We start from the raw sequence: 12,465 nt of genomic DNA, 5'->3' as shown, positions 1-12,465 counted from the left end.
AGATCGTGGACATGGAAAGTCGTCCGACAGCCATTTTCGGCTCAATCAGCCGCGGGCGAGGCTTCCGCGCTGGTCGCGACGACCCACCAACTGGGATGGGCACTGCCGATGGCGCGCGCGGCCGCCTCGGCAGCCGCATCATTCGCGAAGAGCCCGAACACTGTCGCTCCCGAGCCGGACATGCGGGCGAGCCGGCAGCCGGCGCAAGATTCGACCTCGCGCAGTGCCTCGGCGATCATCGGCGCTTCGGCGATCGCCGGCTCCTGAAGATCGTTTCGCGTGGCTTCGGCGAGCCAGGCGGCGAGTTCCGCCATGCTGGGCGCTGGTGGCAGCTCCGGCAGCGGCGTGCGGTCGCGCCGTTCGAGACGGCGGAAGATGGCGGGTGTGGAGACGCCGACGCCGGGATTGACGAGGAGGAGGGAAAGGCGCGGTGCCTCCGTCCAGGGCGTGAGCCGCTCGCCTATTCCCTGGGCGCGCAGCGGGCGGGAGGCGAGGCACATCGGCACGTCGGCCCCCAGCCGCGTCGCGAGCGCCGGGAGGCGCGGATCATCGGCTGCGATCCCGGCATGCCTCGCTGCCAGCCGCAATGTCGCCGCCGCGTCGGCCGAGCCCCCGCCGATGCCGGAGGCGATGGGAAGGCGCTTGGTCAGGTGGAGCGCGAGGACGGGCAGGGGGGCGATGTCCGCCTCGAAGGCCGCCATCGCCTTCAGGACGAGATTGTCGTCGCCGGCTCCAAGGCCCGCGGCAAATGGCCCGTCGATGATGAGCCGGCCGGTGCCGGGCGCAGCTCTGGCAATTTCCAGCGTGTCGCCGATGGCCGCGAAAACGACAAGGCTGTCGAGCTCATGATAGTCATCGGCACGCCGCCCGACGACATGCAGGGCGAGATTGATTTTCGCCCTGGCCGTCTCCGCGAGCGTGCCCCCGGCTGCCGTCGTCACTTCGCCGAATCGGGCGCCGGCACTTCGATCACGAGGCCGGGCTCGATCCGGTTGGGATTGCGGAGCTTGCCGCGATTGAGGTCGATCAGGCGGATATAGAGTTCGCCATTGCCGTAGAGCTTTTCGGCGATCTTCCAGAGGCTGTCTCCCGCCTTGATCGTCAAAGTCGTCGGCATAGGTGCTGCCGCGGCCGCCGTCGTCGCGTCGGTCACCGTATTGCCGGTTGCCGAGGCGACGCGTTCCTCATCGACGCGGTCGAGACCCTTGGCGAGCTTGGCGAGAATGCGCGGCTTGTCCGCCGGCTCGGGGTTGAGGTCGCGGGCATGCATCCACTGGAACGTCGCCTCGAGCTTGCGACCGGCCTTCCAATAGGCGTCGCCGAGGTGATCGTTGATCGCGGCATCGTCCGGCCTAAGCGAAATGGCGCGCTCCAGCTGTGCCACGGCCTCGTCATAGTGGCCAAGGCGATAATAGGCCCAGCCAAGGCTGTCGACGATGTAGCCATCGTCCGGCTTGAGGTTGACCGCCTTCTTGATGAGCGCCGTGCCCTCGTCGACATTCATGCCCTTGTCGACCAGACTGTAGCCGAGATAGTTGAGCACATCCGGCCGGTTGGGCGAGAGCTGGATCGACTTGCGGAAATCGGCCTCGGCCTTTGGCCATTCGTTCAGGCGCTCATAGGCGATGCCGCGGAAATAATAGAGCAGCCAGTTGCGTGGATCGTCCGGCGTGATGACGGCGAGCGCCTTGCTGTAATAGTCGGCCGCCTCCGCATAGCGCTTGTCGTTGCGATACAGCGTGCCGAGGCTCGTGAGCACCTCGGGGTCCTTCGGATCGCTGACCGCGAGCTTCTTCAGATCCTTGATCGCGTCGGCCCGCTTGCCTTCCGCATCCGCGTTGAACGCGATCTGCATGTCGGCCGTGCGGCGCAATGGCGAGGCTTTCGGGATCTTGTCGTAGATCTTGGACGAGCGGGCGAAATCCTCGCTGCTGCGCAGCACTTCGGCGAGCGCCATCGTGGCGAGTTCGGATTTCGGATTGAGATAGAGCGACAGCCGCAGATAGACGGTGCCGACATCGTCGCCGCCCTTCTGCGTCGAAAGCGCAGCGCCAAGCCCGTAAAGGATCTCAGCGGCGCCTTCGGTCGCGCTCGCCACCAGAGGCGCAGGTTTTTTGCCAGCGGCAATCTCGGCGGACAGCTCCTGGATTACCGGCAGCGCCGCTCCGGTCTTTGCGAACTGGTCGAGCGCCACCTTCGCTTCCGTGACCCGCCCCGCGCGCGCCAGAAGCCGCGCATAGGTTTCCACCACCCGCATGGCAGATGGGTCGGACTTGTAGGATTTCTCGATATAGGCGACCGCATCGGCCTGCCGTCCGGCAAGGTCGGCGATCAGCGCCATGTTGAAGAGCTTGAAAGTCTCGAACCAGGGCGGACCCTGCGTCGTTTCGACGATCTTCAGGGCCGCATCGGTTTCCCCGCCACCGGCAGCGGCCCAGGCTGCGAGCAGGCTGGCCGTCAGATTGGCCAGTTCGCCGCGATCGCCCTTGTTGAGGCGCTCGGCGCTGTCACGGTAATTCTTGTTCTTGAGTGCGCGAATGCCGAGGGCGATCTGGCCCATCCGGCTGATATCGCTGGTCGCCACGAGGCGTTCCGCGATCGGGAAGGCCTGCTCGACCTTGCCGTTGGCCAGAAGCAGCGTGAAAGTGCGGTCCAGCAAGAAGGGGTTCTTCGGGTCGAGGCTCAGCGCTTCCTCGAAGAAGATCGTCGCAGCGTCGAGGTCGCGGGCTTGCGCCGCGCTCATGGCCGCCAGATAGCTGCCCGACAGCGTCGTTTCGACGTCGTCCGGCAGCAGGTCCGCGATCGTCATCTCGGCTCGGGAGGGCTGGCTCCAGAGAACGGTAAGGGCCAGACAGGCAACCGCTAGGCGGAGCCGGCGGGCGCGCGAATTCACCATGCAAAACACCGATTATGCTGTCTGTAACCTCGGAAACGCTCTGCCCCAAGCATGGCTGTTTTGCGGCTGCGCCGCAAGAAAGCCTCAACTCGGCTCAATAGGCGCGCTCGATGCAGAAATCCACGACTTCGAGCAGGGCGGCCTTGTGCGGCGAATCAGGCAGCGGCGCCAGCGCGTCGCGCGATACCGATCCGAAATGCCGGGCCCGCTCGACCGTGTCGTCGATCGCGTCATGGGCCCGCAGCAGGTCGATCGCCTTTTCAAGGTCGCCTTCGGCGATCTCGCCGCGCTCCAGCGCGCGCTGCCAGAAGCCGCGCTCCGCTTCCGAGCCGCGCCGATAGGCCAGCACCACGGGCAGGGTGATCTTGCCCTCTCGGAAATCGTCGCCGACCTTCTTGCCCAGATCGGCCGAAGAGCCGCCATAATCGAGCGCATCGTCGATCAGCTGGAAGGCAAGACCGAGATTGGTGCCGTAGGAGCGGAAGGCGGCGCGCTCGTCGCGGCCGAGACCGGCGATGATCGGCCCCACCTCGGCGGCAGCCGAAAAGAGGGCGGCGGTCTTGGCGCGGATGACGGCGAGATATTCGTCCTCGGTCGTCGACATGTTCTTCGCGGCGGAAAGCTGCATCACCTCGCCTTCGGCGATGACGGCGGCGGCCGTGGCGAGAACGTCGAGCGCGTCGAGCGATCCGACCTCGACCATCATGCGGAACGCCTGGCCGAGGAGGAAATCGCCGACGAGCACGCTCGCCTGGTTGCCCCACAGCATGCGGGCCGACAATTTGCCGCGCCGCAATTCGCTCTCATCGACCACGTCGTCATGCAGAAGCGTCGCCGTATGCATGAACTCGACGCTGGCGGCGAGCTTCACATGCCCCTCGCCGCGATAGCCGCAAAGCCGCGCCGCCGAAAGCGTCAGCATCGGGCGAAGCCGCTTGCCACCAGATGAAATGAGATGGTTCGCCACTTCGGGAATCATCGCGACGTCCGAGCCGGCCTTGGAAAGGATCAGCTCGTTCACCCGGTTCATATCCGCCGACACGAGCTGAACGAGCGGCTCGATCTTCGCCGAACCCTTTTTCTTGCCCTCGTCGAGAGGAACTACCAATCCCACGGACACGCTCCCGGTTGCCGTTTCGGGGGGGACAATAGGGGGGGAGGGGCGTGGGAACAAGGGACACGATGGCTCAGCCGTCCCTGTATGACCCCGCGGCGGCGGCGGAAAGCACGCATGGCGGGAACGACGGCGTGCGCCAGCCGTTGCCGCCATGACGCGTCGCGCCTAGGCTCATCCGGCGGCGCAGCCAGCGCATCACGCAAGGGGGCCATATGGAAGAGCTCATCCGGACCAATGACATGGTCCTCATCTCCTTCGTCGAGGCGCTGCTGAAGGATTCGGGCATCGGCTATTATCTCGCCGACCAGAACATGAGCGTCATGGAGGGTTCTCTGGGCGTGCTGCAGCGGCGGATCCTGGTGCCGACGGACGAAATCGCCGCAGCCCGCGCGCTCTTGACCGATGCCGGCATGGCGGCGGAACTTCGGCCCGATACCGGGGGCGACTGAATGGCGTCCGCGATCGCCGGCGAGGGCCTGGAGGGCTGGAGCGTCGACGCGTTCCTCGGCGGCCGCGTCGAGGCGGTGCAGCCCCGCACCGGCCATCACCGCTCCGGTCTCGATGCCGTTCTGCTGGCCGCCGCCTTTGACGCCGATGTGCGGGGAAGATGCATAGACCTCGGTGCGGGGGCGGGCGTCGCAGGCTTCTGCCTGGCCGCGCGCTCCGTCGGCGCCGAAGTGATTCTCGCCGAGCGCGAGACAGAACTCCTTGCCGCCGCCCACACCGCGCTTTCCCGTCCCGCCAACGCCGCCTTCGCCGGCCGGGTCTCGCTCGCCGAGGCTGATCTGCTGAACGAGGCCGGACGCAGCCGGGCAGGGCTCCTGGCCGGGAGCTTTGATTTCGCTTTGATGAATCCGCCCTTCCATGAGCGTGCCAGCGTGCGCGCCTCCCCGGACCCGCAGCGGGCGCGGGCGCATGTTCTTGGCGAGGAGGGGCTCGAGGGTTGGTTTCGCGCTGCTGCCGCGCTACTGGCGCCTGGGGGCCAACTGGCGGCGATCCTGCCGGCCGTCCGTCTCGCCGATCTCACGGAGGCGATGGCCGGCCGGTTCGGCGGCCTTGCCCTGCTCCCCGTCCATCCCCGCGCCGACGCGCCCGCGCTCCGCATCCTGGCGCTGGGCACCAAGGGCAGCCGCGCGCCGATGCAGCTTTTTCCCGGCCTCATCCTGCACGGGGCCGGTGGCAACGCCTTCACGCCGGCGCTCTCGGCGATCTTGCGCGAAGGCGCAGCCTTGTGCGACGTGCATCCTTGGGTGGCGCCCGGCGCTGCAAAGACAAAGAGGACATGATGGCATCGTCCCTCGAACCCTGGCTCGCCTGGCTGCCGGAGCGTTTCCGGCGCGAGAAGATCGTCGTTCCGGTCGTGCGTCTCTCCGGCGTCATTGGCCAGGTTTCGCCGCTGCGCCAGGGCATAACGCTTGCCGCCGTGGCCGGAACGCTGAAGCGCGCCTTCGCGGTGAAGAAGGCGCCGCTGGTCGCGATCGTGATCAATTCGCCCGGCGGCTCGCCCGTGCAGTCGCATCTGGTCTTCAAGCGCATCCGCGCGCTGGCCGAGGAGAACAAGAAAGAGGTCATCGTCGCCATCGAGGATGTCGGCGCCTCGGGCGGCTACCTCATTGCGCTCGCCGGCGACGAGATCATCGTCGACGAAAGCTCGATCGTCGGCTCGATCGGCGTCGTTTCCGCCGGCTTCGGCTTCGTCAAGCTGATCGAGAAGATCGGCATCGAGCGCCGCGTCCATACGGCCGGCGAGAACAAGTCGATGCTCGACCCCTTCCAGCCCGAACGCGAAAGCGATGTGCAGCATCTGAAATCGCTGCAGCGCGACGTGCACGACATGTTCGTCGATCTCGTTCGCGCCCGCCGCGGCGTCCGCCTCGCCGATGAGCCGGCACTGTTCTCGGGCGCCTTCTGGTCGGGCACGCGCGCTGTCGAGATCGGCCTTGCCGACCGCATCGGTGATCTCCGGACCGTGCTGCGCGAGCGCTTCGGCGATAAGCTGCATCTGGTGCCGATCCAGCCGAAGCGCGGCCTGTTCGCGAGGTTCGGCGGCGGGCTGCCGTCCTCGCGCCTTGGCGCCGAGGCCGTGGAAGCGGCAGTGTCGGCGATCGAAGAGCGCGCCTGGTGGAGCCGCTACGGCCTTTGATTGGCGGACGATTTGCCGCATCGCCGCGGGGAGTTGCAGCGGCGGTCAGAAAGAGTCATGTTTGATCATGGTGGACGGCAACTTCGGGGCCGCTCGTGAGGGAAGGTCAAATGCCGCAGCTCGTCATGGTCGCACTGCTCGGAACGCTCGGCGTCGTCGCCGCGCGCACCTTTGCCAAGGCACGCGAGCACGCGGCGATCCGCCTTCGCGAAGCCGAGCGCGCCATGGCCGACCGCCCCACCGCGACCCTGGTTCAGGATCCGGTCACGGGCATCTATCGCCCCGTCCGTCGTGACTGAGTTTCGGCAAGCTTCGGTCTTCCTCTATCGTTGATGGCGTCTGGCAGCGCGGGACGAGGCTCGGGCCTCTGTTCCGTTCGTCTGGATTCGCTAGCCGCTCGACGGTCCCTTTCCGGCTTCCATGCCGTGGATCAGCATAGCCGGTCGGGAGAGCCGGATCATGGCTCGTCTCGGCCGACGACTTTCCTCTCGTCCTCGGCTTGGCTTTCCTCCCCCCGATGGATCTCCGCCGCGCTCGGAGCTCGCCGGGATCCCGATCTGTCCCGCAACGGCACGCGTCGTTAACCTCGTTTCAAGGTTAATCCATCAAGTTTTAGCGACGTGACCGGATAGACACACCCGGTCGTTCCGAGTTCGTGCGCGTGGAGTTGCGTGCTTGATGGTTCCGAGTGAGCAGCGAGTTTATTACGCATCGCGCTCCGGTGCCCCGCTGGGCCGCGATCCGCGCCTGGCGCTTCGCCGCCGCAAGCCGCGCCCGTCACCGGCACGCGCCGTCTTCTTCTCTCTCATTCTCGCTGCCGCACTGGCCCCGTTCGGCTCCGTCACGGTTGCACTGCAGGACGTTGTCGAGCTGTTCGGCAAGGAGAGGCCGGTCTCCGAACGCTGGCTGACCCGTGTCGTCGCGACGCCGGCCGGTGAAGCCTATCTGCCCGATGTCGGCGATCCGCAGTCGAAGTCCGAGCGCCTCGCCGAGAGCGAGGGCATTCTGATCGTGCCGAAGCTCGACGTCGCGCGCCGTGGCGGCCTCGTCTCGGCCCCGCCCTTCGAAGCGCCGGCCGTCAACCGTCTCGCCAAGATGGACATCACCGTACCGCTGAAGCCGGCACAGATCGCCTATGTGCGCTTCTCCGCCGGCACGCTGGTGGCGGAAAAGGAGAACATCGCCTTCGCCGAGCCGAACCCACGCCTTGCCGCCGCGCTGCTGCCGCGCGACGAAGTGAAGACGGGCGACACGACGGAGATCGCCTCGGCCGCGTCGGCGAAGAAGAAGATCGCCAATCCCACCGTCACGCTGGCCTCGATCGCGCCGATCGACCGGCCCGGCAAGGGGCGGCGCGGCCGACGGGCCGACACTGCCGATGTCGTCTCCGCCTATGCCAATCCCGATGACAATACGGCCCTTGAAGCGCCGTTCAGCGCCCTGCTCAACAAGCCCTCGGCGATGGGCATCGACGGCAGGCCCGACCATTCCTGGGTGACCAACCCGATCCCGCCCAATGCCCGCTCGAAGACCGAGCAGAAGTGCCTGGCGACGGCGATCTATTTCGAGGCGCGCGGCGAACCCGAAAAGGGCCAGCTCGCGGTCGCCCAGGTAGTGATCAACCGCCTGAAGAACCCGGCCTATCCCAGCACGGTCTGCGGCGTCGTCTACCAGAACAAGGACATGCGCAACGCCTGCCAGTTCTCCTTCGCCTGCGACGGCATCAAGAAGCGGATCACCGACGCCGCGGCGTGGAAAGAGGCGGAAACGCTGGCGCGCCGCGTGCTGTTCGACGATGGCTGGTGGAACGCCAAGGTCGGCTCGTCGACGCATTACCACGCCAATTACGTCAAGCCGCGCTGGGCCCGCACGATGAAGAAGATGCAGAAGATCGGCCACCACATCTTCTACAAGACCTATGGCGGCGGCTGGAGCTGAGCGGGAAATTTACCGCGACCTCCGTCCTTTCTTGAACTCGCCCTCAAGTGGAGGGTTCAAGAGCCATCCGCGCGCGCCGATTTTCACCAACCATCTACGTGCACCCCGACCTCGACGATATCACTCGTCGCCTCGATTCCGTCATTGAACGGGCAGGCGTTGCATCGCGCTGTCGAGCTTCCAAAGGCCAGCGGGATTTTTGCAACCTGAAGTTAAAATCCCGCTTGGATTCGTCGCCCAAATGATGTGAACATCGCGCTGGGAATGGCACGATGGGGGCAACGATGACTATTCCGCGCATGGCGTTTGCCATTGGCATCTTGGCTGCACTGGGTCTCTCGCAGGCTGCGTCGGCGCAGGAAGCGACAAGCTGGAATCTCTACGACAGCTACACGACTTCCTACACGATCAACTATACGAAGAATTCGAGCCTGGATCCTTCCGGGGCTGCGCTCTATGTGATGGCTTCGGTCGCCGGGGGAACTCCCGTCGAATACCAGCTCGATACCGGTTCGCAGGGCATGGTCCTGCCGCAATATCTTCTGCCGGACTTCCAGCAATCGTCCGATCTGCAGAAGATCGAATATGGCAGCAGCGGCAATTACGCGCTCGGCACATGGACGACGCAGACGGTCACCTTTACCGACAGCAATGACGGCAACGGCAACCTCGCCACGGCCGAGGTCGAAGTGTTCGTCGCGGCCGAATACTACGATTCGGCCAATCCCGGCGGCGTTTCATGCGCCAGTGCCGACTCTGGCTGCGCCCATATGATCGGCATCGGCTTCGGCCGCCCGGATACGGGCTGGGGGCCGGACTATCTGCCCTCGCTGAACAACAACCCGCTGCTCCACCTCACCGGGATGGACGAGGGCACCGTTCGGGCGGGCTATGTCATCACGGCGGATGGCATACAGGCCGGCCTCACCAGCGCGAATGCCGGTACCGGCTTCGCCTATGTCCAGCTCCAGCCCACAACCGGCGCGACGGCGCCCAACTGGCAGACGACGGCGGGTTCGGTGGTCGTCAACGGAACGTCGTCGTCGTCGCCGATCCTGGTGGATACGGGCCTGCAATATATGTGGGCCGATCTCGGCAGCAGCATCGCAGGGCAGTCCGTGCCGTGCGCCAGCAACGCCTCGTTCAATTGCGCACCCGACGGAACGCAGGTCTCCGTTTATTTCGGCGGGACAGAGGGTGTCGGCTACAGCTTCGTCGTCGGCGGCACCGACAACCCGCCCGCGACCCCTGAATTCGCTCGTCTCGCCGGCGGCGGCGTCAACACGGGCATCAATGTCCTCGCCTCGTTCACCTATGTCTTCGATGCCGTTGGCGGGTTCGTCGGCTATTTGGCAAACGATCCGCAGGGCTCGGGGATCACTTTCTCACCCTATCTGTCCGCTATCGGCGATTTCGACATGCCGTCGAGCTTCGCCACCAATCTCCCGGTCTATATCGCGGGAGATTCGGTGTTCTCCACGCCCGATAACGCGACCTTCGCCAGCGCGTTTACGGGCATCGGCGGGCTGACGCTCGATGGTCCCGGCGGCATCATTTTCCAGGCGAATATGACGTTGCCGGCCGGGATTACCGTATCGGCAGGCTCCGCGACATTCCAGGCGACGGTAGCCGCGCCGCTTGCCGTCGATGCCGGCGCCAGCGTTTCCAATCTCGGCACGATCGTCGGCAATGTGACGAATGCGGGAACCTTCGCCAATGACGGGACGGTCGATGGCAATTTCGCCAATACGGGTGTGCTCAGCGGCAACGGCACGATCACCGGCGATCTGACGACGGGCGGCGGCGTCTCGCCCGGCCATTCGGTCGGAATGACATCGGTACAGGGAAACGTCGCCTTCCAGCCAGGATCCTACTATGTGGCGGAACTCGGTGCCGGCGGCACCAGCGACCTTGTCCAGTCGGGTGGCCAGGTGTTCGTCGACAATGCAACGCTCTATGTGGCGCCGACGGCCGAATGGAAACCCGGCTTTGCGAGCTATCAGATCATCAGCGCCGCTGGGGGCGTCGTCGGCAATTTCGACGTGGTCGCGCCCAGCTTCGGCGCGATCGATGCCCCGTATCCTTTCCTCGACGTCGACACGACCGCCGACAGCGATGGCCTCCAGCTCGACATCGTCCGGAGCGGCATCGCCTTCGCCTCGGTGACCGAGACCGCCAACCAGACGGCGGCCGCCACTGCGCTCGATTCGGCCGCCGTGGGTCTCAACGCCCAGCTTGTCGTCCTCAATGCCGCGGACGCGCGCTGGGCCTTCGATCAGCTTCCCGGCTACGTGAACGCCTCGGTGAAGGGACTGCTGGTGGAGCAGAGCGGTCTGATCCGCGGCGCGCTCGACGGGCGTCTGCGGGCGGCTCAGGGCGGCGTCGCCGCATCGGCCGCGCCGGTGGTCGGCTATGCTTTGGACGGCGGCGCAGACAATCTGGCGGCTGCTCCCGCCACCACAGACGGCCTCGCGGTGTGGACGACCGGATTCGGCTCCTGGGGCGAGATGGCCGGCGACGACAATGCGGCGGGAATCTCGGGATCGACCGGCGGCTTCCTGATCGGCGCCGACACGGCGCTCGGCGATAGCTGGCGCGTCGGCCTCGCCGGCGGCTACAGCTACACGAACTTCAACCTGATCGACCGCAACGCGTCGGGGGACAGCGAGAACTGGCATCTCGGTATCTACGGCGGAAGGACGTGGAGCGGCCTCCCGGCGGGCGACATCGCGCTCCGTACCGGGCTTGCCTATACGTGGCAGAATGTCGAGGCGAACCGCTCGGTCGCCTTCAGTGGCTATGCCGACCAGCTGGCGGCCAGCTACAATGCCGGCACGCTGCAGGCCTTCGGCGAACTCGGCTGGCGGCTCGACACGGCGGTGGCAGCGCTCGAGCCCTTCGCGAACCTCGCTTATGTCCATCTGGATGATGGCGGCTACACCGAGGATGGCGGCTTGGCGGCGCTTTCGGCGCCGAGTTCTAGCATGGACACGGGCTTCAGCACGCTTGGTCTCCGCGTCTCGCGAAAGGCGACCTTGGCGGCGCTCGACGCCACGCTGCGCGGCGAGATCGGCTGGCGCTACGCCTTCGGCGATATCACGCCGATGGCCACGCAGACCTTCGTCGGCTCGGACGCCTTCACCGTGGCGGGCGTGCCGATCGCGCAGAACGCGGCCGTCCTGCAGGCGGGCCTGGACGTCAAGCTGGGTCAAGCCACCACGCTCGGCGTCGCCTATGCCGGCCAGTTCGGCGACGGCGTCACCCAGAACGGCTTCAACGCCAATCTCAAGATCGAGTTCTGATGCTGTGGCCCCTTACCCGATCTCGACCACCAGCCGGCCGCGCACCTTGCCCTCGACGATCTCCCGCGCCGCGTCGATCACGTCGGTGAAAGCGATGTGCTTCGTCGCGTCTGCGAGCTTCTTGCGGTCGAGGTCGCGGTCGAGCCGGTCCCAGGCGATGAGGCGGATCGCCTTCGGCACATAGACCGAATCGATACCATAGAGGGTGACGCCGCGCAGGATGAAGGGCGCGACGCTTGCCGGCAGGTCGAGGCCGCCGGCATTGCCGCAGGAGGCGACCGCGCCGTCATAGCGGATCATGGAAAGCACGTTGGCGAGCGTCTGCCCGCCGACCGCATCGATGGCGCCGATCCAGCGCTCCTTGGCGAGCATCTTACCCGGCGCGGAAAGCTCGGCCCTGTCGATGATCTCCTTGGCGCCGAGGCCCTTCAGATAATCCGCCTGTTCCGGCCGGCCGGTCGAGGCGACGACGTGGTAGCCGAGGTCGGCCAGCAGCGCGACGGCGATCGAGCCGAGGCCGCCCGAGGCGCCGGTGACGAGCACGGGGCCCGCGGCGGGATGGATGTCGTGGCGCTCCAGCGCCAGTACGGCACGCATCGCCGTATAGCCGGCCGTGCCGATCGCCATGGCCTCGTCGGCCGAGAAGCTGGAGGGCAGCGGCAGCAGCCAGTCGCTGCTCCAGCGGGCGCGCTCGGCCCAGGCCCCGAGATGGGTTTCGCCGATGCCCCAGCCATTGATGAAGACGCGGTCGCCGACGGCGAAGAGATCGCTATCCGAGGCCTCGACGATTCCGACCCCGTCGACGCCCGGCACCATCGGGAAGCGCCGCACCACCGGCGCCTTGCCGGTGATGGCGAGGCCGTCCTTGTAGTTGACCGTGGAGCGCTCGACGCGGACCGTGACGTCACCTTCCATCAGCTCGTCGTCTGTCAGCGTGCCGAAGGCGACCTGCTGCCCGCCCGCCGCGTCGCGGTCGATCCTGACGGCCCTGAATGCTGACATCTCGTCCTCCATGCTTCGTCGCCCTGAACCGATGATAGGCACGCCGCCGGCCGAGGTTAAGGGCAGC

Annotated in this window: 10 protein-coding genes; 6 read left to right on the top strand and 4 right to left on the bottom strand. The window is 66.3% G+C overall.

The genetic code is table 11. The features are described from left to right. Positions 1-41: 41 nt before the first annotated feature. The 3 genes from OSH05_RS02295 to OSH05_RS02285 all read right to left on the bottom strand — a co-directional run bounded on the left by OSH05_RS02295 (position 42) and on the right by OSH05_RS02285 (position 4,010). Positions 42-941: a 4-(cytidine 5'-diphospho)-2-C-methyl-D-erythritol kinase gene (locus tag OSH05_RS02295; RefSeq protein ID WP_104218643.1), complete on the bottom strand. Its 900-nt coding sequence runs from the start codon at positions 939-941 to the stop codon at positions 42-44. Continuing rightward, a complete protein-coding gene (locus tag OSH05_RS02290) occupies positions 938-2,809 on the bottom strand; it encodes a tetratricopeptide repeat protein (protein ID WP_266352023.1) in 1,872 nt (623 codons plus the stop codon). The genes OSH05_RS02295 and OSH05_RS02290 overlap by 4 nt, the downstream gene beginning before the upstream one ends. Positions 2,810-2,990: 181 nt before the next feature. Beyond that, a complete protein-coding gene (locus tag OSH05_RS02285) occupies positions 2,991-4,010 on the bottom strand; it encodes a polyprenyl synthetase family protein (RefSeq protein ID WP_104218641.1) in 1,020 nt (339 codons plus the stop codon). A 215-nt stretch (positions 4,011-4,225) separates the two neighbouring features. Between OSH05_RS02285 and OSH05_RS02280 the strand changes: the two genes are divergently transcribed. The 6 genes from OSH05_RS02280 to OSH05_RS02255 all read left to right on the top strand — a co-directional run bounded on the left by OSH05_RS02280 (position 4,226) and on the right by OSH05_RS02255 (position 11,396). Then, entirely contained in the window at positions 4,226-4,462 is a 237-nt protein-coding gene (locus OSH05_RS02280; RefSeq protein ID WP_104218640.1) for a putative signal transducing protein, read from the top strand. Further along, positions 4,463-5,299 (top strand): tRNA1(Val) (adenine(37)-N6)-methyltransferase, encoded by an 837-nt coding sequence (locus OSH05_RS02275; protein ID WP_266352022.1) that lies wholly within the window; start codon positions 4,463-4,465, stop codon positions 5,297-5,299. It abuts the gene before it with no gap. Then, positions 5,299-6,156 carry a S49 family peptidase gene (locus OSH05_RS02270; protein ID WP_104218639.1) on the top strand — a complete coding sequence of 286 codons (858 nt, stop codon included), beginning with the start codon at positions 5,299-5,301 and terminating at the stop codon, positions 6,154-6,156. Before OSH05_RS02275 ends, OSH05_RS02270 begins: the two co-directional genes overlap by 1 nt. Before the next feature lie 110 nt (positions 6,157-6,266). Further along, positions 6,267-6,455, top strand: a complete 189-nt coding sequence (locus tag OSH05_RS02265; protein WP_104218638.1) for a hypothetical protein — start codon at positions 6,267-6,269, stop codon at positions 6,453-6,455. A 376-nt stretch (positions 6,456-6,831) separates the two neighbouring features. Then, complete coding sequence (locus OSH05_RS02260) at positions 6,832-8,094, top strand: cell wall hydrolase (RefSeq protein ID WP_133163090.1); 1,263 nt, start codon at positions 6,832-6,834, stop codon at positions 8,092-8,094. Between the two features lie 284 nt (positions 8,095-8,378). Then, positions 8,379-11,396 (top strand): autotransporter family protein, encoded by a 3,018-nt coding sequence (locus OSH05_RS02255; RefSeq protein ID WP_165801547.1) that lies wholly within the window; start codon positions 8,379-8,381, stop codon positions 11,394-11,396. 12 nt (positions 11,397-11,408) lie between these two features. Here OSH05_RS02255 and acuI read toward each other — a convergent pair whose 3' ends face one another. Further along, positions 11,409-12,398: an acrylyl-CoA reductase (NADPH) gene (acuI, locus tag OSH05_RS02250; protein WP_104218829.1), complete on the bottom strand. Its 990-nt coding sequence runs from the start codon at positions 12,396-12,398 to the stop codon at positions 11,409-11,411. Positions 12,399-12,465 lie beyond the last annotated feature (67 nt).

It is taken from the genome of Kaistia algarum, assembly GCF_026343945.1.
GTDB lineage: Bacteria > Pseudomonadota > Alphaproteobacteria > Rhizobiales > Kaistiaceae > Kaistia > Kaistia algarum.
Note: the sequence above shows the minus strand (reverse complement) of the source record. Positions and strands in the feature narration are given on the sequence as shown.